The following is a 21697-nucleotide window of genomic DNA, read 5'->3' on the forward strand; positions in this document are numbered from 1 at the left end:
CTCACTGCCCGCCTTGCACGGTCGACAGGACAGCCTTCGCGACGTTCGTGGCCGCGGTCGTGGCATTGCTGCCAGGCACACCCTGGATCAGCACCAACATTTCGTCTTGATCCGACAAGCCGACGATCAGACTCGCCTGTCCTTCTTTTCTGCGATCGGCCGTATTGGCCATAACCGCCGGAAAACCGTTCACCACGGTCGGTTCGAAGTATCCGTCGCGATAATATCCGGTCGCATGCTGTCGATAGGTATTGGTAAGACCGTCCTTGACGGTTGTGAGAAACGTGGCACTGACAGCGGTGTATCCGTCACTGAACCGCCAGGAACAGCGGATTCCAGTCGATTCCGAGTGCGCTTCCGCCTTGCTGAGCTGCAGCGATGACAGCTGGGCCGACGTCAACATGCTGCACGGATCAGAAAGGAACTTGTCGATCTTCAGCGGGGTCGCAACCTTGGGCGCAGTGACTTGTTGACTTCCGGCCGAAGCAGGCGGACCGGCCTCACCGGAAGCAGGGCTCGCCGTCCCCGGATTCGAATTTCCGCAACCCCCAATGAAAGCGACTCCGAAACTTGCCACAGCAGCCGCCATAAGGCGAAATTGATAGCGATTCACAATAGTCCTATTGATACATTCCACTGGAAGGGGAGTTGCTCGGATTCGCTTTGCCGAGGGCTTCCGCCACGTCGGCATCGTGCTGCGTATAAGTACCGTTGGCTTTTTTCAGCGCATTGATATAGACGCAAGCACTGCGCTGCATCGACACATTGTGGGCAATCATTTTTCGAATTGACGCCTGCGCGAGTTGCGCCTGCTGGACGGCAGGCTGGTCAGGCGACGGGGGTTGGGCGGCAGTCAACGCGCTTTCCTGAGTTTGCTGGTCGTCCTGCAGATCGTGGAGCACGTTCTCCCATCGGGAGATCAGTGCGGCGACAGTGCCGGGATCGAACCGATACCCGCCTGAGCGCGCGGAGTTCATCGTGGCGAACGCCGAATCGCCGGCGTCCGCGGCCCCTGCGTCCCACGGGGCGATGAACTGGTCGGATGCCCGCTGCACCGATGTTCGGCCAGTGTCGGTCGACGAGTGCCCGGCCCCATCGGCTGCCGTCGAGTGCCTGCCTGGCGGCGCGCCGCCATCCGCTCTCCCCACGTCATGCTCCCCTCACAACCCGTCATCACTTGCCATCAGAGTATCGCACGAGGCTTCATCGCGGGTGTCGATTGGCGAACCGGGACGCACTCGGAGCGCGACCGCTCGCAAGGGCCCCTGACCTGCGGCAGACACCTACTCTCGACGGCAAGGCTCGAACCCCGGGCGAGCCGTCTTTTTCGCGATCTGGGCCTCGTGGGCGCGCCGGCTCGATCCAGGACACGAAATTCGTCCACCGCTCCGTACCGCTCCCAGGGGAACCCCGCTCCGGGGCCCCATGCCTCCCGACGGCGCACCGCAACGGACGACGTCCGCTCGCACGCCATGCTCGATCTCGCCTCAGCCTGCCGCCGACGCTGGCCTGCACCTATGAGATTGTGCAGCGCGCATTCTCACGAATTTTCCTGGAGCAAACCTGGAGCAGACCCATGGTTCATCTGACACCAAACAGCGCCGACCTGCATTCAAGTGCAGTCAACTGCGACGCGCACCCTGCAGGTTCTCGATAACCGCAGGTCAGGGACGTGTCCCGTGCCGGTTCCGTTTCTCTCGCCCCGGCTGTCGTCCTATTGGCTCTCGCTGGTCACCGACATCGACGCGACGACTGGGCGAGCGCTGATCGATTCGATGGGCAACGAGGTTGTCGTCCGGGACGACGCGATCCGCCGGATTGTCGAGTTCGATCCGATGAGCTATGACGACGCCGTGCTGCAAGCGCTGGGCGAACGAGCGAAACAACGGCGGACCAGGTGAAGGCGTTCCTGACGGCGGTGACCGCGGCGGGCTCCGGGCTGCTGGGCGCGTCGCTGGCCAGCAAGCCGGGGTCACGGCGGTTTCACGCGCTGACCGCGTCGGTCGCGGCGACTTGGTTCGCTGGTGCGCGAGCGGCCGGGCCGGTACCCCGAGGCCGGCCGGACGTTGTGCAGCCGGCGCTGGTGGGTGCGGGCGCGTTCGGCGTGTTTTACGGCTGTGCTCTGGTCGCTCGCCGGATTCCGTTGCTGCGCCGCGCGATCACCGGGGTCCTCGGTCACGCCCATCACGGTTCGACGCCGACCGTCGTGACGACAGCGCTCGTAACCGGCGCGGCTGAGGAGTTCTACTTCCGTGGCGCGCTCTACGACGCGTTCGGCGCACGTGAGTCGACCGCCCTGTACGTGCTCTCGACAACGGCGACACGGAATCCGGCATTAGTGCTGGCGTCAGCGGCCATGGGAACGCTCTTCACGTTGCAACGCCGTTGGGGCGGCGGAGTACAGGCGCCGTTGCTGACGCACGTGACCTGGTCTGCCCTGATGATCGGCTTCCTGCCTCGGCTCTTCCCGCCTCCGGATTCCAGCATCGCCGAGTCCAGCCGGGGCGGAGTGGGTCCGTAGGCATCGGTGCGGGGATCGCGGGCTCGCGCCACGCCCGCGTGGACGTCCGGGCAGCGCTGGATTCGTTGCTCGCCGAGAACGGCTGGAATCCGAACACGTCCCGGTCGCCCTGTCCTTCCTCGACCTTGTCGCGGCAGCGAGGCGCGCCTACGACCGCTGAGCCTGGGCAGGCTGTTCGGCCCGCCGCTTGGTCAGCAGCGTCCACGCGATGAGGCCCGCGAACGCGACGATCATCAGAGCCTGCGAGCAGTCCGCCGCAATGTCGAACGGCAGCGTGTACACGCCCACGATGCGAAGCACGGAATCGACGAGCAACCCGATCCCCCAGACCAGCGAGATCTGGTACCAGCGACGCCGCAACGACGCGTCGTTCGCGGTGGCGTCGAATTCACGCTGCTGCTCACCGCCCGCCGAGCGCGCGAAGCGTCGTGCCGCGTAGTACGCCAGTGGACGGTTGAGGACGCAACTGCCGACTAGGGCCGCGCTGGCGCAGAAGGTGGTCACCGATTCCTTCGCCAGCAACAGACGCGGGTCGCCGGTGAGGAAGCTCAGCCCGAGCCCCAGGCCGAAAAGCAGCATGAGGAACGACGAGAACAGGTCGATCCGGCGCTGTGCCACCGCGACCCACACGGTCCGCAGCCCCGCGACGATGGTGCCGATCAGCAGTGAGACGTAGGCGCTCGCGCCGAGCAGGCTGGCAGCGTAGTAGGCGACGACGGACAGGCCGACGTCCAGGAACATCGTAGTGATCATCGTGCGGGCGGGCTTCATCATGCCGTACTCCCCGGTTTTGGCTTGGCTGCTGGGATTCGCCACCAAACGCTACGGTCGCCGCGAGCCGCCGTCTTGCCTCCGCGGACGTATCCCGGGTGGAGAAATCCAGGCTCGGGTGGAGGGATTTCTCCACCCGCGGATACCCCTCGCACCGCACGACTTCGAGGCCGTTCCTCCGTAGTTTTCTCGGCATCGGAACGACTTCGAAAGGCAGGAACAACCCATGAGCGGACCCGTGGAGATCATCCTGATCGTGGCGGCGGTCGGCTACCTGATGGTGCGCCGGTTGATCGGCGAACCCGCGCAGGCCAAGCAGATGCTGATCCTGCCCGCGGTGCTGACTGTCGTCGGCCTCAGCACTCTGTCCGGCGAGGTGAAGACGCCCGCTTCAGTGGTTTTCCTCGTCGGGACCGCGGCGATCAGCGTCGTCCTCGGCCTCCTGCGCGGGGCGAGTGTCCGGATTTCCCAGCGCGACGGCGTCGCCTTCGTCCGCTACACCGCGGTGACCATCGGGCTCTGGGTGGCGAACATCGTGGTCAAGGTCGGCGTGAACCTCGCGGTCAACGCGTTCGACCCGCAGGCCGCCGGCGGCACCGGCAAAAGCATGTTGCTCACCATCGGCGTCGGCGTCCTCGCGGAAGGGCTGGTCGTGCTCTACCGCGCGCTGCGCGCCGGGCACCAGGTGATGTGGGCCCAGGGCAAGGACGGCGCGCCCGCTCAGAGCTCGCCGCTGCTGGACAATCTCCAGCGCAATCTCCGCGGCGGCACGGCGGAGTGGAACACTCGGTCCGCTCACGACGACAGCCCGACGAGGAGGAACCTGATCCCATGAGGACGCTGGAGCGGGCACCCGCTCTCATCGGGCAGTACCGGGACGAGCTGATCCAGCCCGCTCTCGTCCTCACCTCGGTCGCCTGCACCGCGGTTCAATGGCCGGACGCGCAGATCGCGTACCGGCCATTGGCCTTGCCGCTGTTCGTTCTCACCTCGATCGCCGCGCTCGCCTCGCTGCTGCCCTGGTCCCGGCTGGCCGGGAACCGGCAGATCGCGGTGATGAGCGCCTACATGCTCTTCGGCGCGGTGCTCATGCCGCTGGCGCACGCGACGTTCGCGGCGATGTTCCCGTTCGTCGCCGCGTCCGCCGCGGGGATCAAGCTGGCGTCCCGCCGCGCCGCGGTGACCATCGCGACCGCCGGGGCCGTCGTCGCGTCCAGTGCGACCTGGGTGGTCGGCGAGCTGTCCCCGCAGCTTCTGGAATGGCCGGTGTGGCTGACGCTGACCGTGGCGCTGCCGGTCGCTTTCGGCATCGGGCACCGGGACCGCCGCGACGCCATCCGCAACGCGCAACTCGCCGCCGAATCGGCCCAGCGCGCCCGCGAGTCCGAAGCCCGCGAGGCAGCACTCGTCGAACGAGGCCGGATCGCGCGCGAGATTCACGACGTACTCGGGCATTCGCTCTCCGGGATCGCGCTCCAGCTGGACCTGGCCGACGCCCTGCGCGACAGCGGCCGAGACGACGAGGCAGCCGCTGCGGTCCGCAAGGCACGCGCCATCGCCGTCGACTCGATCAACGAAACCCGCCGCGCGGTGCACGCGCTGCGCGAAGACACCTTGCCGCTGCCCGAGACGTTGTACCAGCTCGCCGAACACGCCTCGGCTGAGTTCGCGATCGAAGGCGAGGCGGGAGCGGTCGGCCCGGAGACCACGCACACGATGGTCCGGGCGGCGCAGGAGGCGATGACCAACGCGGCCAAGTACGCGCCGGGCGCGCCCCGGAGCCTCCGGCTCGCCTTCACCGCTGATCATGTCAAGCTGACCGTGCACAACGGGCCCGCGACCGAACCTCGCCGCGCCGAGCTGGCCGGCGGTTCCGGGGTCGGGCTCGTCGGGATGCGCGAACGAGCCGCCCTGCTCGGCGGCACCCTGCGAGCAGGCCCGGCCGACGACGGATGGACCGTGGAACTGGAGCTGCCACGATGACGGAACGCCCGATCAGCCTCGTTGTCGTCGACGACCAGGCGACTGTCCGCGAGGCGCTCGCGGTCATGCTCGACCTCGCCGAGGACGTCGACGTCGTCGCGACCGCGACCAACGGCGCCGAAGCCGTCGAGGCGGCGCGGCAGCACCGGCCGGACGTGGTGCTGATGGACCTCAACATGCCGGTGCTGGACGGGGTCGGCGCGACCGGGAAAATCCGCGAAACCCAGCCGGACACCACAGTTCTCGTGCTCACCACGTTCGACGACGACGAATCGATCCTGGCCGCGTTGCAGGCGGGCGCGAGCGGCTACCTGACCAAAGAGGCCGACCGCACCACGATCCTGCACGCCGTGCGCACCGCGGCACAGGGCCAGACCGTGCTCTCGCCCGAGGTGCAGCGGCGGTTGCTCGCACTTGCCGCCAAACCCGCCCCGCCCGCGGAGCCGGACCTCGCGCTGACGGCACGCGAACGAGAAATCCTCGGCCTGATCGGTGACGGCCTACGCAATCCGGAAATCGCCGCCAAGCTGGTCATCAGCGAGGCCACGGTGAAAACCCACATCAACAACCTGTTCGCCAAAGCCGGTTTCCACTCGCGCGCGGACGCGGTCCGCTACGCACTCAAGTACCAGAACGGTCAGCGCCAGCACTAGCTCAAGCGGGCACAGCCTATGGCTGCGGACCCGGACGAAGCCGCCTTGGTTCGGGAGGCGGTGGCTCGTCTGGGCGTGACCCCGACTGTCACCGCCGCAGCGCTGTCTGAAGCCACTGTCGAACTCGCCGGACCGGAGCGTCCACGGCCTGCTTGCCGAGGAGCAACGGCAATACGAAACGGCCCGGCTGGACGTCGTGCTGCCGGTGCTGCACGGCGGACTCGGCGAGGACCCCGCTCCGGAGGTCGCGGTCTTGGAAGCCCAGCTATTCTAGCGCTAGAATAGCTGGCGTGCCCGCTCTCACCGACGCCGAACTGACCGTCCTCGGCCTGCTCGTCGAGCAACCCCGGCACGGCTACGAACTGGAGCGGGTGATCGAGGAACGCGGCATCCGCGCCTGGACCGCGCTCGGCTTCTCGTCGATCTATTACGTCCTCGACAAACTGGCCAAGCGCGGCCTGATCGAAGCCGCCGGCGGTCCTCGCTCGGGGAAATCGCGCGCGACCTTCCGAGCCACGCGATCCGGCGTCGACCTGTGCGCGGAGGCCACCCGCGAAGCGCTCACCGCCCTCACTCCGGTCCACGCGCGCGTCCTCATCGGCATGGCCAACAGCCCGGGCCTGCCGGACGCGGAAGTGCGTTCCGGACTGACCGCACGACTCGCCGCGTTACGCGAACAACTCGCCGAAGTCGAAGCGACGCGCGCCAGCCAAGAACCCCTCCCAGACGCCGCGGCAGCGATCTTCGACTACAGCGAAGCGATGCTCACAGCCGACCTCACCTGGACCAAGAGCGTCCTCGACAAGGAGACCGCGATGGAGAAGTACGACGTCAAGAAGGCTCATCGCGCGCTGTATTCGCCGCCGTCGAAAGACTTCACCGTCGTGGACGTGCCCGCGCTTCAGTACCTCGCCGCCGACGGCCACGGCGACCCGAACACCGCGTCGGAGTACACGAACGCCGTCGAAGCGCTGTACGGAATCGCGTACGCGGTGAAGTTCGCCAGCAAGAAAACCCTCGGCCGGGACTTCGTCGTCGGACCGCTCGAGGGACTGTGGCGCGCCGACGATCCCGCCGTCTTTCTCACGCGGGATAAGGGGAAGTGGGACTGGACGATGATGATCCATCAGCCGGATTGGGTCACCGAGGAGATGGTGCGGGAGGCTGCCGAAAGCGTCGCGAAGAAGAAGGACAACCCCGCGCTCGCCGGAGTCCGGCTACGCACGTTGACCGAAGGAACGAGCGTCCAGATCCTGCACCTCGGCTCGTACGACGACGAAACGCCTACGCTGAACCGGCTCCACCACGAATACCTGCCCGAGCACGGCCTGACCTTCAACGGCGACCATCACGAGATCTACCTGAGCGACCCGCGCCGCACCGCGCCCGACAAGCTCAAAACGGTTCTGCGGCAGCCGGTCAAGCCTCTTTGAACACGATCTGCTCCGGCGGCGTCGTAAGCTTCAGCGGCTGCCGCCGGACGGACCGGAGCGTGCGGAGTTCCGTCCGGCGTGGGGAAAAGCCGGTCGTCGCGGGTGTCGACGCAGTCCGCGAATCCGGCGAGCGAGACGCCGCCGGATTCGCGGTCTGGGGAACGCGGCCGCACGGATTCCTCCGTGCGTGCGGGGTTACTGGCAGGCTTCGCAGTCCGGGTCGTCGATGCGGCAGGCGGCGCCGTCGACGAGCGGAAAGTCGAAGTCGTCCAGAACGGGAACGACCGAGGCGGTTTCTTCTGGCGTCGCGGAAGGCGTGGCGGGAGCAGACATATCCGTTGTAGCGCTCAAGATCGCCGAACATTCCGTGACGCCCGCCACAGCTCAGGCCACCCAGTCCGGAAGAATCTTGTCCCCGTCCGCGGTCGCACAGGCCGGCACCGCGCCCGTCCGATACACCCGCGTGCCGCCCGGCGCGCACACGATCGCCACGATGCCGCTCCGCGCGTCGGCCCGCACCTGCCTCTGCGCGTCGGCAGGCAGCACCACCGTCTCCCCCTTCCCCGCGGACTCGACGACGCCGTCCAGCGTGATCTCCGCCCCGCCGTCGAGAATCGTCCACACCTGTTCCGTATCGAACGCATGCACCGGCCCGACCGCGCCGGGCACCATCTCCACTCTCCAGACCGCCTGCTGGCTGCCGCCTTGCGTCGGTGAAGCCAACGTCGTCATCACCGCGTTGGGCGTCTCCGTCCGACGGCTCTCCCGGATGACTGTCATGTGCCACTCCCCGTTAAGATAGACAATCAGGTTGTCCATATAGTCAATGAGGTTGTCTACTCATGTCAAGCGATCCGCCCGGATACGAGCTGCCGCTGCGCCTGCTGTTCGGCTTCCGCAGCCTGATCGACGACCTGCACGCCGAGCTGGCGAAGCAGGGCCATCCCGACGTGCGGCCGATGCACGGGTTCGTCTTCCAGGCGATCGGCCCCTCGGGCACGACCGCCGTGGAGCTGGGCCGGACGCTCGGGGTGAGCAAGCAAGCGGCGGGCAAGACGATCGACAGCCTGGAACGGCTCGGGTACGTCCACCGAGAACGCGACCCGGAGGACGGCCGCCGGATGCTGGTGCGGCTCACTGACCGGGGCTTCGACTGCCTAGCCAAATCGGCGCGGATCTTCGACCGGCTGCGCTCGGAGTGGTCTGAAGTCTTGGGTGCCGGGCGGCTTCGCGCGCTGGAGGAGGACCTGCGGAAGGTCGCCTCGCCGGAGTCCGCGCGGCTGGACCTGCCGGGATGGTTCTCCGGCCATTGATCACCCGTCGTGCGTGTCGAGCACCAGCTTCTCCAGTGCCGAGACGAAGATGCCGTGCTCGGCGAGGGCAGTCTGGTCCGGCGGTGCCCCGGCCAGCTTTCCGACGCCGAGACTGGTCAGCATCCGCTGGATCGACGGGTTCGCCTGCTCCGCGACTAAGCGTCGTTCACCGCTGGTCCGACACGCGGCGATCCGGTCGCGCTCCTCGTCCAGCGCGGCTTGGAGGCCCTCATCGCCCGGCGCGAACTGCTGCCCGATCCGCCGTCGGATGCGGTTCACCGCGACTGGATAGGAAATCGCCTCCCAGCCGTGCGTGGCCGGGAGACTGGCGCGCAACGCCGCAGCTCCGCGGAGAACACCGGACACCGCCGCGGCCCGGTACTGCTCCGCCGCTTCCGGGCCGACCAAAATGGACAGTTCTCGTGTCGCATTGGCCGGGTCGTCCGGGCAATGCAGGAGATTCAAAATGACGTTCTCCCCGAGGTACCGCACGGTCCCAGGCTCCGCTTCGTCCGGACGGGTCGCGCCCTTGCAGCGCGTCAAGGTCGCACAGGCGTCCCCGTCGGCGCGATGCAGGAGGAGCAAGCACGCCGGTCCCGAACTGTAAAGCCGCGCGAACGGATCATTCTGTGGAGCAACAGCTTCCGACGCGCGATAAACCCGCATCATCGTCGGCAGATCCAGCTGAAGCACCCGGCCCGTGACCACGACAAATCCATTGCGCTGCAGCAGGTCCACAATGGAGTCGAACGCGTCGCTGACCACGCCGTCCGGAGTGATCAGCGCGAACGTCCACACCTCCGTCATCGACGAAGGCTGATCGGCGGAACCGTCGCCCCACGCAACGTCAGAGCGTCCACCGACGCCGGCCGGTACCGCAGTGTTTCCAACCGCTTCACCATCGTCTCCAGCGGCGCTTCCACGTCTGTACCGAAGAAAAACGCCCACTCATGTTCCGGCGACCCAAAGTAGACCGGCGTCGGGAAGACCTCCTCGAAGCGACGCCAGCACTTCACCAACGTCGAGTTCCTCCACAACGTCGGGCAGCCGCCCTGGTACGCGACCACTCCGCCCGGCGTCAGCAACGACCGGCACTGCGCCAGGAATTCCTTCCCGTACAACCGATTATGCTGAGCCTCAGTGTCATCCTGCTCATCCGGGAGATCCACCAGCACCACGTCGTACTTCTCCGCGCACGCGTGGACGTACTCCCAGCCATCGACGTAACGCACCCGGATCGGCCCCTCACCGCGCTCCGCCCGAGCCAGCTCAGCCGGCGAGTACCCGTACGGAAGATGCTCCGCGCAAAGCCGAACCGCCTCGGCGTCGATGTCCACGTGATCGACCGAAGCCCCCGCCTCAGCCGCGATCTGGCACACGACGCCTTCGCTGGACCCAACCACCAGCACGCGGTCCACAGTGGACGCCAGCAGCAACGCCGGAACGAGCAACGCCTCGTGGTACACCAGCTGGCTGAACTCGGTGCTCTGCCGCTCGTCGTCGCAGAACAGCGAAATCCCCTGCGCCGTTTTGCCGATCACCAGATGCTGGTAGGCAGTTTTCGTGTCGACTAGCACGTCCGATACGTGCCACCGCCGGGTCAGCCCCGCGCCGACTGGTTCCTCGATGTTCACCTGTCTCCTCTGTGGATAGTGGTGACCCGCGAAACGCTCGCACCGAGCAAGTCCCGCAATAACTGGACCGCCAGCTCCGGCTCCGCCTTGTGCCCGCACGTGAACACGTCCACGAACGCCGACCCGCGCTCCGGATACGTGTGAATCGAGGCATGCGATTCCGACAGGAGCGCCATCGCCGTCACGCCGTGCGGCTCGAACTGCTTGTACGTCAGTTCGCACACGGTCGCACCAGCCTTGTCCAGCGCGCGTTCCAAGCTCTCGCACAGAAACGCCGGGTCGTCGAGCAGCTCCGCGGACACCCCGGAAAACTCAGCCAGCACGTGCCGTCCGGCGAATTCCCCGACCCCACCGGAATCCCCACCGATAAAGTACGACCGCAGCGGCGGAAACCCGTTGAACGACACCGAAGAGTAACTTTGCGTGTACGCCCCAGTGTCCGGAATATCGACGTAGTCCCCAGCACGCAACGCCAACGGCAGCCGATACGACGTGCGCTGGTAAAGCACATCGTCCCCGTCGCAAGTCGGTCCCGCGAGGACGACCGGTCCGTCCGGACCACCGTCATGCTCGGTGAGCAACCGGTACGCGATGGCCTCGTTCTCCGTCTCGGCCAGCCCGCCGTACCGTCCGATGTCGAGGTACACCCAACGCTTCTCATCCGCCGCCGACCTGCGCGACACCAGCACGACCTCGCTGCGGATCACCCCAGCCGACGCCACGACCGCTCGCCCCGGCTCAAACGACAACTCAGGGGCCACCGCGAAATGCCGTCTCACCGACTCGCGAATAACCGCCGCGTACTCCTCCAACGGCGGCGGCTCGGTCAGATAACCAACCGGAAATCCGCCACCGATATTCAACCCGCGCAAGGAAATCCCGCGCTCCGCGACCGCGCGAGTCACCTCAGCCGCGGCGGCGATCCCGACTTCCCAAGCCCGCGGATCGACGTGCTGCGACCCAACGTGAAACGCGACCCCCTCCGGATCAAGCCCCAGCTCCGCCGCCCGAACCAGCAGGTCGACCGCCATCTCGGTGCCGCATCCGAACTTCCGCCCGAACGGCGTTTGCGATCCAGGACTGTCCACCAGAATCCGACACGAGACAGTCACCCCCGGCGCGAACTCCGCGATGTTTTCCAGATCCTCGATGCTGTCAAAGGTAAACCGCCGCACACCTACGCGATGTGCGAACGCGATGTCCCGGGCTTTCTTCACGGTGTTGCCGTAGGACAGCAACTCGGGCCGCACCCCTTGCGCGAGACACAATTCGATCTCCTCGCGCCCCGCGACATCAAACCCCGCCCCAGCTTGCCGCATAACCCGCACGACCTCCGGTGCCGGGTTAGCCTTTACCGCGTAGTACATCCGCGCTTCCGGCAGCACCTCTTGGAGCCGCTGGCAGTTCCAGCGCACCACGTCGAGGTCCATCACAAGACACGGCGTCGGCGGCTGCCGTTCGTCCAGGAACGCCTGGCAGCGCTCCAGCACCTGCGAGAACCCTTCAGTCACAACGCCCGAGTATAGGTGCCAGCTTCACCGCAGCAGCTGTCCCAGCCTCCGCTGCGCGAATCCTACGAACGGTACACAGTCCATCACTTGACAGTCCGCGGCGCCGATCTTCCCCCGCCGCACGCCGCCCGTCTCCCCGAATTCCGCCTCGGCCTGAGGAAAGAAGCGCCCGTTGTCGTCCCCGACGTCGTCGGTCCGCACCCACACCCGCTCGCCGTCCACCAGATACGAAATCGTCCGCCCCCGAGCCGCTACCGACGCCTGCGGATGCCGATTACGACACCGATCGCCCGCACAAGATCCGCGTCGATCACACCCGGCACACTCCCTCCCACCGCACCAAGACGACCACTCCGCCCCGCCCCCTCGCCCCGCCGCAGTCAACACCGGCTCGGTGCGGTCAAGGGTGGTCGCGCCAGCGGCCATCGCGCAGCGACGCCGAAGGCGCCCTTGATAGCGCCGAGCCGGTGTTAAACAATCAAAAGCGAGGGAGTCCAAAACGGCCGTAAACCGAGCCGGTCACCAAGCGACCGGCAACTTCCGCACTCCGTAAATATTCTGCACCTCAGGCCGCAGAGAAACCTCCCCCGCTACCCGCAACGTCGGAAACCGCCGCACCAACGCGGGCAACGCAACGGTCATCTCGATCCGAGCCAATTGCTGCCCCAGGCACTGATGAATCCCATGCCCGAACCCCACATGCCCCACCGCGGACCGCCGCACGTCCAACTCATCGGGCCGTTCGAACTTCCGGGGGTCCCGGTTAGCCGCCTGCACCGACAGCACCACAGACTCCCCGGCCCGGATCACCTGCCCGCCGATCTCGACGTCCTCCAACGCAGCCCGTACCCCGGTATGCGCGATGGACAGATACCGCATCAATTCCTCGACAGCCCCGCCAGCAGCCTCCGGCTCGTCCCGGACCACCGCCCACTGCTCCGGATTGTCCAGCAGCGCATACGTCCCCAACGCCAGCATGTTCGCCGTGGTGTCCAGCCCGGCCGCCAGCAGGAACGTCCCCAGTCCCGCCAGTTCCTCGTCCGTCAGGTCACTGCTGGTCAGATCGCTGAACAAGTCGTCCGTGGGCGCGGCACGCTTAGCCGGCACCAGCGAGGCCACGTATTCCTGCAACTGGCCGTAAGCGGTCATCCTCTCCTCTTCGGAAAGATCGACATCGCTGATCGCCGCGGCATCGCCCAGAAAAGAGCGCCGGTCCGAATAAGGCACACCGAGCAATTCGCAAATCATCACCGCCGGCACCGGATGCGCATAAGCCTCGAGCAGATCGACCCCCGGCCCGGCCTTTTCCATCGCATCCAGGTACTCGTCCGCGACCTCGGCCACGCGATCGCTGAGCAACCGCATCCGCCGGACCGTGAACTTGCCCGTCAGCAGCTTCCGGAACCGCGTGTGCTCCGGAGCGTCGAGCCCCGTCAGGTCGCCGACCGGAGCCGGCGGCAATTCGGGGAACTGCTCCATCCCGGGAAACGGGTAGTGCCACAATTCGTACCGGTTGCTGAACCGCTGGTCCCCCAGAATCGCCCGGACCTCCGCGTGCCCGGTCGCCAGCCAGCCGACGTGCCCGTCCGGGAACGCCATCCGCGTCAGCGGGGCCCGGTCCCGCACCGCGGTCAGCGACGGCGGAGGGTCGAACGGGCACCCCGGGGCCCGCCCCATCGGAACCCCTTGCACGATCTCCTCGCCAGTCATCCCCCATGCCCCTTTCAGTGTGCGTATTCGCGATTGAAAAGCTTCTTGGACCAGAGATAGCCGCCGAGGCCCATCACGGCGCACCAGCCGAGCGCGAACCACAGGTGGTTGCCGAGCGGCTTGTCGAGCAGCAGCGCGCGCAGGGTCTCGATGATCGGCGTGAACGGCTGGTACTCGGCGAACCACCGCAGTGCGCCTGGCATCGAATCGGTCGGCACGAACCCGCTGCCGAGGAAAGGCAGCAGCAGCAACGGCATCGGCGTGTTGCTGGCCGATTCGACGCTCTTGCTCACCTGCCCGAGCGCGACGCACAGCCACACCAGCGCGAGCGCCACTACCACGAGGAACCCGACCGCGGCGAACCACGAGCCGACCCCGGCGGCGGGCCGGAACCCGACCAGCAGCGCGACCCCGGTCACCACCACGAGCCCGAACAACGCCTGCAGCACACTGCCGAGCACGTGCCCGGTCAGCACCGAAACCCGCGCGATGTGCATGGTCCGGAACCGGGCGATGACGCCTTCGGTCAGGTCCATCGCGACCGAGATCGCCGTTCCCTGCACGGTGGCGGTGATGGTCATCAGCAGGATCGTCGGCGCGACGAAGTTGGCGTATTCGGCCCGGCCGCCGCCGGAAGGCCCGCCGAGCCCGGCACCGAGCGTGCCGCCGAAGACGTAGACGAAGAGCAGCAGGAACACGACCGGCATGCCGACCAGCATGATCGTCATCGACGGATACCGGAGCATGTGCTTGAGGTTCCGGCGCAGCATGGTCATCGAATCGCGCACCGGATAGAACCGCAGATCCGGTCCGGCGAGAGCGGGAGCAGTCATCGGGAAGTCACCTTTTCGTCAGTGGGATTGCCGGTGAGGGCAAGGAAAACGTCGTCGAGATCAGGGGTGTGCACGGACAGCTCGCCGACCTTCGCCGACATCGCGTCGAGCCGGTCGATCAGCGCCTTGAGCGACTGCAGGCTGCCGTCGCTGGGCACGCGCAGCACCAGCGAGTCGTTCTGTCGCGTCGCTTCGCTCAGCACACGCTGGGCGTGTCCGAGGTCGGCCTCGTCTTCGAAACGCAACTGGACGTGTCCGCCGGGAATCTGGCGCTTCAGCTCCTCCGCCGTGCCCTCGGCGACGATCCGCCCGTGGTCGAGCACCGCGATCCGGTCGGCCAGTTCGTCGGCCTCTTCGAGGTACTGCGTGGTAAGGAAAATCGTGACCCCGTCGGCCACGAGCTTGCGCACGATCTCCCACATCGCCCGGCGGCTGCGCGGGTCGAGCCCGGTGGTCGGCTCGTCGAGGAAGATCACTTGCGGGCTGCCGACGAGCGTCAGCGCCAGGTCGAGCCGCCGCCGCATGCCGCCGGAGTAGGTCGACACCGGTTTCTTGGCCGCTTCGACGAGATCGAACTGTTCGAGCAGCTCCGCCGTGCGGTGGCGCCGCGCGGCCCGGTCGAGGTGGTGCAGATCCGCCATCAGCAGCAGGTTTTCCTCACCGGTCAGCAGATTGTCGACGGCGGAAAACTGCCCGGTGACCCCGATCGACGCCCGCACGCCGTCCGCTTCCGCGGTGAGGTCGTACCCGGCGACGTGCGCCGCGCCGGCATCGGCATTGATCAAAGTGGACAGAATCTTCACCGTGGTGGTCTTGCCCGCGCCGTTCGCGCCGAGCAGCGAGAAGACCGTGCCGCGCGCGACAGTGAGGTCGATGCCGTCGAGCACGACGTGGTCGCCGAAGGACTTGCGCAGTCCGGTGGCGGCGATCGCCGGTCCGGAATGGTTGCTGGACATAGGGTTCTCCAAGCCTGTGATCAAGAGCGGTGGATGACGATTTCGCCGAACGCGGTGTGCCCGCGGACCTCGACGGTCTCCTTGGACTCGCCCGGGCTGGCCGAGGTCTCCAGCTGGTTGCGCACGTGGCCGAAGTTGGTCTTGACGTCGAGCCAGGCCGCGGTGCCCTTCGCGATGCCGATCCGCAGGTCGCCGATCGCGCTCTCGAGCAGGACCGAACCGCGGACGATCTCGCCGAGCCGGATGGCGCCGTTGGACGTCTTCACGTCGACCCCCGCGTCCGCGTGCTCGACCGTGATGTCGCCGTTGGCCGCGCGCACCCGGACCTCGCCGCCGGCCGACTCGATCGTGGTGTCACCGTTGGAGTTCTTGACCACCACGGTGCCGTCGACCGGACCGAGCTGGACCTTGCCGGACGAGGTGGAGACCTCGGCGTCGCCCGCGATCCCCTCGACCGTGACGTGGCCGACCGAGGTGTCGACGCGCAGCGGGCCGGTGCGGTCGAGGCTGACGTTCCCGGCGGCGGTCTTGAACCGTGCCTGCCCGAGCTGCCCGGTGCTGTGGAAGGCACCCGCCTGCACCTCGGCGGAAATCCGCGAACCGGTGGGCAGTTCGACCGTCACGTCGACCGAGCGGGTCTTGCGGGAGAAGTCGAACGCCCGCATCTTCGGGCCGGTGATGTGCAGCGTGCCGTTGCTGTAGTCGACGCGGACCTGCTGCGCGGTCTTCACGTCGGACGCGTCCATGTCGTCGGACGGACGGACGTCGACGACGGTGTCGGCGCGGTCGCTCGCGGCGAATCGCACCTGGCCGACGCCGAGGTCGAGGGTGACGGAAATCGGGTCGGGCGTGTCGAATTTAGGCATGGTTGTCCCCACGTTTCGGATAGGTGTGCCGTCTCCGCAGGTCAGAGACGGGTGAAAGAATCAGCGAAGAACGGAGCTACCGGACCCAGCCGGTGAAGCTCTGCTTGGAAAACGTGCCGCCGGGCGGCTCGAACCGCTGTTCGCGTTCGGGTCGCTGCTGCAGCGCCGCGGTGGCCGCCCGGACGAGCCAGGCGTTGACCGAACGGCCCTCCTTGGCGGCGGCCTCCTCGACCGCGGCCTTGAGCTGTTCGGGCAGCCGCACGTTGATCCGCGCGGACGGGCCGTCCTCGGAGAACAGCGGTTCGGCCTCCGGAACCGGATCGGCCGCCGGCGCGGCGGGCTGAGCGGGTTCGGCGGGCGGCGCGGTCACGACAAAGTTCGGGTCGCGGCCGCGCAGGCGCAGTTCGACCGAGCCGGGCGCGAGGTCCCGGGTGATCTCGTCGACGGCGCCGGACAGAGTGTCCAGGAGAGTCATCCGGATCGCCGATTCGAGCGATCCGGTCAGCCGCTCGACCAGCGCGCGTCCCTCTTCGCCGCCGGCCTCGGCCAGCGTCGCGAATTCCCGCCCGAGGTTGCTTACGTACGTGGTCAAGTCCATGGCACCACTATGGCACACGCTTGGCACCACCACAAGCCATGGTGGCTCAGATTGGCACCACTACGGCACCACTAACGGCAAATTCCCAGGTCAGAGCGTGGTGCCACCGGGAAAGATCTGGCACCCGGCTGCGCACTCGCCCCCGGGAAGCTCCGCCCCAAGGAGGGTTGCTCTCGGCGGCGGGTGCGGAATCGGTCTCGCTCCTGCCGACAGGCCCGGCGCGCGCTCGATCAGCCAAACAGCGCGCTGGCGTACCAGTCGTTGCGGTCGCGGACGCCCGGCAGCGTGAAGAAGTACCCGCCGCCGAACGGCTGGACGTAGTCCACCAGCGGCTCGCCGGCCAGCCGCTGCTGCACCGTCTCGAACTGCCGCCGCACGTCCTGCTGATAGCAGACGAACACGTGCCCGGCCTGGAGTTCCCCGTTCGCGTCGACGCCGAGGTCGTAGTTGTAGGAGCGGCGGACCAGGCGCTGGTTGTCGGTCGCGGGCGTGCGCGGGTTGGCCTTCCGGATGTGCGCGGTCAACGGGATCACCGCGCCGTTCGGGTCGGCGGCGTAGTTCGGGTTGTCGGTCTCGGAGTTGCCGTCCAGCGGGGCGCCCGAATCGCGGCGGCGGCCGAACATCTTCTCCTGCTCGTTGATCGACACCCGGTCCCAGAACTCGACCAGCATCCGGATCAGCCGCACCACCTGGTAGCTGCCGCCGCGCGCCCACGCGGGCTCGGCCGGATCGTCGACCCACACCAGCCCGCTCGCCTCGCCGCCGACCGGATTCGCCGTGCCGTCCTTGAACCCCAGCAGGTTCCGGCCCGCGCCGGACGGCCGCGGCGGCGGGTTGTAACCGTGCATCTTCCACCGCAGCTGCATCGCGCCGCGGGTGTGCCGGGTGAGGTCGCGCAGCGCGTGGTGCACCGTGTCCGGGTTGTTGGCGCACAGTTGGATCAGCAGGTCCCCGTGCATCCAGGCGGCTTCCGGCGCGTCGTCCGGGAAGATCTTCATCGGAGTGAGCTTCTTCGGTTTCCGCGCGGCGAGGCCGACGCGGTCGAAGAGGCTCGCACCGAACGAAACCGTGACGGTGAGGCCGTCGGCCTGGACGGACGGGCCGAGCACCTCGCTGTCCGACGGCGGCCTTCCGACCCCCAGATTCGGCGGCGTACCGCCGGTGGTGAGGAACCGCGCGCGGTCGGTCAGCGTGTGCAGGAGCGCGACGAGGTCTGTCTTCGAGTTGCTGAGCAGGTCGAACGCCACAAAGGCCGCGGAAGCCTGTTTCTCCGCCGGAGCCGGGGTGAGCACGCCGGACTGGTTGGCGCCGTGGAACGGGTACTCGGTCGCCGGGGCCGGTGCCGCGCCGGCGGAGCGTTCGTCGGCCTGGGCGCCGCCGATCAGCACGCCTCCGGTGAGCGCAGTGCCTGCCGCGCCGGCGGCCGCGCCTTTCAGGAAGTTGCGGCGATTGACGTTGGTCACTTCGGGATTCACCAGCCGATCAGTGGCTCGGGGGGACTTCGAGCAGAGTGGGCACCGCGGACAGCGTCTCGACGACAGCTCCCGCCGCACCGTTCACCGCCTGCCGTTGGGCGAGGGTCGTGGGCGCGTGGCCGGCCAGCGCTTCGTGCAGCGTGGTGAGCTGCTTTTCCGCCGTCTGGACCAGGCCGGGGGCGCGTTCGTCGAGGAGCGGGGTCAGCTCGGCCAAGACGGTGCGGGTGACGTCGATGTCGGCATCCGTTGCGGGGTAAGCGGTCCCGCTGCCTTGATCGTCCATTCCGGACAGATGGTCGCGGATCGCGTCCTCGAGGATTTCGTGTGCGCGGATCGGCAGCTTCGTGGGATCGCCCGCGACGTCGTCGGTGGCGAGTTTTCCGCGCAGGGTCGCGAGATCCTGGGTGAGCTGGTCGGCGACCGGGACCAGCGACGCCCCAGCCTGGCCGTGCCACAAGCCGTATTCCAGCCGGTGCAATCCGGTGAAGCCAGGATCGGCCGTGTTCGCGGGCAATCCGTTGGGCAGGCCGTCGACCGCGGTGCCCGCGTCGCCGAAGCTGTTGTAGGATGCGCCGACACGCTCCCACGCGAGCTGCGCGGTCAGCCAGTCTTTCTTCGCCGCGTCAGTGTTGTTCGCGGCCAGATCCGCGCGGACCGTGCCCACCGCGGTCGACACCGTGCCGAGTTGCTGGGCGGCGTACGCGAGATATTTCTGATTCGGGCCGGCGAGATCTTCGGTGGTGACCGGTTTGACCGGGGCCGGGCCGTTGCCAGCCGCGCCACCGCTGACCTGCACCGGAGCCGACGCGGTGGTGGCCTGCCCGGACATCAGGCAGTGGAAGGTGTAGGAACCGTCGCCGAGCGTCGCGGACATCGTGGCGCTCGTGGCGGGACCGATCGTCTCGATCTCCGCGACGATCCCGCCGTTGCTGTCGTCGAGCCGGATCTCGCCCGCCTTCGCGGTCTTGTTGGTGACGGTGATGCTTTGAGTCCCGGCCGAGGCGGACTTCCATTCCGGCGCGCAGTCGTGGTCGGTCACCGTGATCGCGGAACCCGTCGCGGCTTCGGGAAGGGCCGCGACCACCAAAGCCGCCACCGCGACCGGCACGAGCACCAGCGCGCCGGCGACGATCCCGGTGTGCGTGCCCGCGAGCCGTTCCCACTTCCCGGCTGGTGCCGGTTCGCTCTCGGGCTTTCGCTCGACCGGCTGCCGACCGGCCTTGACGAACAGCGGAATCACGACGGCGAGGTAGGCGAGCCAGGCCGTCACCTGCAGCACGGTCATCCGGGGCGTCAGCTCGGTGACGCCGCTGATCAGCGAAACCCACCACGAGTTCGGGTCCAGCGTGCCGGTGAGGTCGAAGGCGACCCAGCTCTGGCCGGGCAGCACTCCCCCGTCCTGCAGGTCGCCGAGGCCGTAGGACAGCACCCCGGCCGCGATGACGATCAGCACGAAAGCGGTGCGGCTGAAGAAAACGCCGAGGTTGAGCCGTACCGCGCGGCGGTAGAGCAGCCAGCACAGCAGGATCGCGAGGCCGAGCCCGAGCGCCGCTCCGGTCAGCGGCGCGACCGTGGTGCCGGACGCTTTCACCGCCGTCCAGAGGAACAGCGTGGTCTCCAGGCCCTCGCGGCCGACAGCGAGGAACGCGGTGAGCGTCAGCGCGCCCGCGCCGATCGCCACCGCGCGTTCGACTTCGCCGCGCAATTGCGCCGAAAGCCCCATCGCGGTCCGGCGCATCCAAAACACCATGCCGGTGACGAGGAATACCGCGAGCACGCTCAACGAGCCGCCGACGATCTGCTGCGCCCGGGAAGAAAGGACATCCGTGGAAAAGGTGAGAATCGTGGCGAAACTGCCCGCTACGGTCACCGCGCCCAGGACGCCCAGCCACACCGGAGCCGTCGACACCGTGCCGCTTTCCGGCCGGATCTTGCGCAGCGCGGCCAGCAGGATGCTCACCACGAGGCCCGCTTCCAGTCCCTCGCGCAAGCCGATCATCAGGTTCGGAACCGCGTCTGCCCACTGCACGGAGATTACGATAGGCAAACCTAAATTTCCGGTCGAGGGCGGGCCGGGAAACGGTTCTTTTCCTCCCGGATAGTCCTTATTCGGGGGCGACGATCCGTTCGACCGCTTCGGTGATCAATTGTTCCCGCTCCGCCTCGTCGAATACGTCCGGCAGGGTCAGCTGTTCGACGATCAGCCAGTTCAGCGCGAGAATCAGCAGCTTGACCGCCGTGGCGTCGCCAGGCAGCCCGGACGCTTCGTGGTACGCGACGTTCGCGTCGACGTCGGCCCGGACCCGCTCCGTCAGCACCTTGCGCAGTTCCGGCCGTCGAGTGGCCTCGAGCCGGAGCTCCAGCAACGCGAGATACCCGGTCCGAAACGCCGCGACCCGGCTGACCAGCTCACGCATCAACTGGGCATACGACTCCCGGTCCCCGCGCCCGGGCGGGATCGAGTCGTCGTCGGGCTGCAGCCGCTCGTACACCCGAGCCCCGGCCTGCGTGAAAAGCTCGTCCCGATTGGCGAAGTAGTTCGACGCGGTGCCCGCGGGCACGCCGGCCTCCCCGTCGACCGCCCGGAACGTCAGTCCTCGCGCACCCTCGCGCGCCAGCACCTCGATCGCCGCGTCGACGAGCGCAGCCCGCCGCTGGTCGTTCCTCCGGACCATTTGACACCACTCCAGCTGTAGTTGTACGTTCAAACCACTTCAAACATAGTACTATAGATGGAGTCTTTAGATGCGAAAGCTCGTGTACTACGTCGCGGTCACCCTCGACGGCCGCATCGCCGGCCCCGCGGGCGAGTTCGACTTCTTCCCGCAGGGCGACGCCCAGCAGACTCCCGCCTACCTGGGATTCCTGAACTCGCTGTACCCGGAAACCATCCCGACCGCCTTCCGCGCCGGCGCCGGTGTCGCGGACGTCCCGAACCGCCGGTTCGACACCGTGGTGATGGGCCGCGCGACCCACCAGCTCGATCCGACCGTGCCCAGTCCCTATGCGCACCTGCGGCAGTACGTCGTGTCGAGCATGCTGAAACCGGACCTCGACCCGGCGGTGACCGTCGTCCCCGGCGACCCGGTCGGCCTGGTGAGAGACCTGAAGAAGGAGGAAACCGGGAAAGACATCTGGCTGTGCGGCGGCGGCAAACTGGCCGGGGCGCTGCTGCCGGAGATCGACGAGATCGTGCTGAAGAGCTACCCGGTGGTGGCGGGCGCGGGCATCCCGATGGTGGAGGGCGGGTTCGATCCGACGGTGTTTTCGGTGGCGGAGCGGACGGCTTTCCCGAACGGGGTCACGGCTACCCGGCTTGTGCGGAACTAGCCCGGAGTCGCAGTGTCCCAGACACGGACCGGTCAGCCGCCGGGTCCCAGCCACGGCCCAGGCCGCGCCGCACCGATCCGCGACAGCTCTGTGTCGCCCACCGAAGCATT

The 21697-nt window shown here is 67.5% G+C and carries 24 protein-coding genes and 1 pseudogene; 8 read left to right on the forward strand and 17 right to left on the reverse strand.

All coding sequences use genetic code 11. The features are described from left to right. Position 1: 1 nt before the first annotated feature. Together ATK30_RS10710 and ATK30_RS10715 are read right to left on the reverse strand one after the other, a co-directional pair. On the reverse strand, positions 2-589 hold the full coding sequence (locus ATK30_RS10710) for a DUF3558 domain-containing protein (RefSeq protein ID WP_101435470.1): 588 nt from the start codon (positions 587-589) through the stop codon (positions 2-4). Between the two features lie 31 nt (positions 590-620). Next, positions 621-1148 (reverse strand): hypothetical protein, encoded by a 528-nt coding sequence (locus ATK30_RS10715; protein WP_244194577.1) that lies wholly within the window; start codon positions 1146-1148, stop codon positions 621-623. Between the two features lie 531 nt (positions 1149-1679). On the opposite strand from ATK30_RS10715, the gene ATK30_RS10720 reads away from it, so the two are divergent. Further along, positions 1680-1901, forward strand: coding sequence for a Rossmann-fold NAD(P)-binding domain-containing protein (locus ATK30_RS10720; RefSeq protein ID WP_244194578.1), 222 nt, complete (start codon positions 1680-1682; stop codon positions 1899-1901). Further along, entirely contained in the window at positions 1898-2521 is a 624-nt protein-coding gene (locus ATK30_RS10725) for a CPBP family intramembrane glutamic endopeptidase (protein ID WP_101435471.1), read from the forward strand. The genes ATK30_RS10720 and ATK30_RS10725 overlap by 4 nt, the downstream gene beginning before the upstream one ends. Positions 2522-2668: 147 nt before the next feature. On the opposite strand, the gene ATK30_RS10730 is transcribed toward ATK30_RS10725, so the two are convergent. Continuing rightward, the gene (locus tag ATK30_RS10730) at positions 2669-3337 is read right to left on the reverse strand and encodes a VC0807 family protein (protein ID WP_244194579.1); all 669 of its coding nucleotides are present in this window, start codon (positions 3335-3337) and stop codon (positions 2669-2671) included. Positions 3338-3518: 181 nt separating this feature from the next. On the opposite strand from ATK30_RS10730, the gene ATK30_RS10735 reads away from it, so the two are divergent. From ATK30_RS10735 to ATK30_RS10760, 4 genes are all read left to right on the forward strand, one after another. Next, positions 3519-4127: a DUF1453 family protein gene (locus tag ATK30_RS10735; RefSeq protein ID WP_101435473.1), complete on the forward strand. Its 609-nt coding sequence runs from the start codon at positions 3519-3521 to the stop codon at positions 4125-4127. Continuing rightward, positions 4124-5275 (forward strand): sensor histidine kinase, encoded by a 1152-nt coding sequence (locus ATK30_RS10740; protein ID WP_101435474.1) that lies wholly within the window; start codon positions 4124-4126, stop codon positions 5273-5275. The genes ATK30_RS10735 and ATK30_RS10740 overlap by 4 nt, the downstream gene beginning before the upstream one ends. Next, positions 5272-5928: a response regulator gene (locus ATK30_RS10745; RefSeq protein ID WP_101435475.1), complete on the forward strand. Its 657-nt coding sequence runs from the start codon at positions 5272-5274 to the stop codon at positions 5926-5928. Before ATK30_RS10740 ends, ATK30_RS10745 begins: the two co-directional genes overlap by 4 nt. Positions 5929-6218: 290 nt before the next feature. Next, complete coding sequence (locus ATK30_RS10760) at positions 6219-7361, forward strand: GyrI-like domain-containing protein (protein WP_101435476.1); 1143 nt, start codon at positions 6219-6221, stop codon at positions 7359-7361. Between the two features lie 384 nt (positions 7362-7745). On the opposite strand, the gene ATK30_RS10765 is transcribed toward ATK30_RS10760, so the two are convergent. Then, positions 7746-8180 (reverse strand): cupin domain-containing protein, encoded by a 435-nt coding sequence (locus tag ATK30_RS10765; RefSeq protein WP_101435477.1) that lies wholly within the window; start codon positions 8178-8180, stop codon positions 7746-7748. Positions 8181-8203: 23 nt separating this feature from the next. Between ATK30_RS10765 and ATK30_RS10770 the strand changes: the two genes are divergently transcribed. Then, on the forward strand, positions 8204-8674 hold the full coding sequence (locus tag ATK30_RS10770) for a MarR family winged helix-turn-helix transcriptional regulator (RefSeq protein WP_101435478.1): 471 nt from the start codon (positions 8204-8206) through the stop codon (positions 8672-8674). On the opposite strand, the gene ATK30_RS10775 is transcribed toward ATK30_RS10770, so the two are convergent. From ATK30_RS10775 to ATK30_RS10830, 13 genes and pseudogenes are all read right to left on the reverse strand, one after another. Next, entirely contained in the window at positions 8675-9481 is an 807-nt protein-coding gene (locus ATK30_RS10775) for a nucleoside-diphosphate kinase (protein WP_101435479.1), read from the reverse strand. Further along, on the reverse strand, positions 9478-10308 hold the full coding sequence (locus ATK30_RS10780; RefSeq protein ID WP_101435480.1) for a spermidine synthase: 831 nt from the start codon (positions 10306-10308) through the stop codon (positions 9478-9480). The genes ATK30_RS10775 and ATK30_RS10780 overlap by 4 nt, the downstream gene beginning before the upstream one ends. Beyond that, positions 10305-10676: an adenosylmethionine decarboxylase gene (gene speD, locus ATK30_RS47695; RefSeq protein WP_244194926.1), complete on the reverse strand. Its 372-nt coding sequence runs from the start codon at positions 10674-10676 to the stop codon at positions 10305-10307. Before speD ends, ATK30_RS10780 begins: the two co-directional genes overlap by 4 nt. A gap of 75 nt (positions 10677-10751) precedes the next feature. Beyond that, positions 10752-11738, reverse strand: a pseudogene (locus ATK30_RS10785) (type III PLP-dependent enzyme); the annotation flags it as partial. Between the two features lie 105 nt (positions 11739-11843). After that, positions 11844-12245, reverse strand: coding sequence for an AAC(3) family N-acetyltransferase (locus tag ATK30_RS45585; RefSeq protein WP_208637318.1), 402 nt, complete (start codon positions 12243-12245; stop codon positions 11844-11846). 93 nt (positions 12246-12338) lie between these two features. Next, positions 12339-13529 (reverse strand): cytochrome P450, encoded by a 1191-nt coding sequence (locus ATK30_RS10795; protein ID WP_101435482.1) that lies wholly within the window; start codon positions 13527-13529, stop codon positions 12339-12341. Positions 13530-13543: 14 nt separating this feature from the next. Then, complete coding sequence (locus ATK30_RS10800) at positions 13544-14362, reverse strand: ABC transporter permease (protein WP_101435483.1); 819 nt, start codon at positions 14360-14362, stop codon at positions 13544-13546. Beyond that, on the reverse strand, positions 14359-15318 hold the full coding sequence (locus tag ATK30_RS10805) for an ATP-binding cassette domain-containing protein (protein WP_101435484.1): 960 nt from the start codon (positions 15316-15318) through the stop codon (positions 14359-14361). Before ATK30_RS10805 ends, ATK30_RS10800 begins: the two co-directional genes overlap by 4 nt. A gap of 20 nt (positions 15319-15338) precedes the next feature. Beyond that, positions 15339-16184 carry a DUF4097 family beta strand repeat-containing protein gene (locus ATK30_RS10810; RefSeq protein ID WP_101435485.1) on the reverse strand — a complete coding sequence of 282 codons (846 nt, stop codon included), beginning with the start codon at positions 16182-16184 and terminating at the stop codon, positions 15339-15341. A 76-nt stretch (positions 16185-16260) separates the two neighbouring features. Further along, positions 16261-16782, reverse strand: a complete 522-nt coding sequence (locus ATK30_RS10815; RefSeq protein WP_101435486.1) for a YlcI/YnfO family protein — start codon at positions 16780-16782, stop codon at positions 16261-16263. Positions 16783-17012: 230 nt separating this feature from the next. Further along, positions 17013-18245, reverse strand: a complete 1233-nt coding sequence (gene efeB, locus ATK30_RS10820; RefSeq protein ID WP_167441879.1) for an iron uptake transporter deferrochelatase/peroxidase subunit — start codon at positions 18243-18245, stop codon at positions 17013-17015. Between the two features lie 19 nt (positions 18246-18264). Beyond that, positions 18265-20286, reverse strand: coding sequence for an iron uptake transporter permease EfeU (gene efeU, locus ATK30_RS10825; RefSeq protein ID WP_167441880.1), 2022 nt, complete (start codon positions 20284-20286; stop codon positions 18265-18267). A gap of 76 nt (positions 20287-20362) precedes the next feature. After that, positions 20363-20932 carry a TetR/AcrR family transcriptional regulator gene (locus tag ATK30_RS10830; RefSeq protein WP_101435488.1) on the reverse strand — a complete coding sequence of 190 codons (570 nt, stop codon included), beginning with the start codon at positions 20930-20932 and terminating at the stop codon, positions 20363-20365. Between the two features lie 70 nt (positions 20933-21002). Between ATK30_RS10830 and ATK30_RS10835 the strand changes: the two genes are divergently transcribed. After that, positions 21003-21587 (forward strand): dihydrofolate reductase family protein, encoded by a 585-nt coding sequence (locus ATK30_RS10835; protein ID WP_101435489.1) that lies wholly within the window; start codon positions 21003-21005, stop codon positions 21585-21587. Positions 21588-21697 lie beyond the last annotated feature (110 nt).

Source organism: Amycolatopsis echigonensis, from assembly GCF_002846615.1.
GTDB classification, from domain to species: Bacteria; Actinomycetota; Actinomycetes; order Mycobacteriales; family Pseudonocardiaceae; genus Amycolatopsis; species Amycolatopsis echigonensis.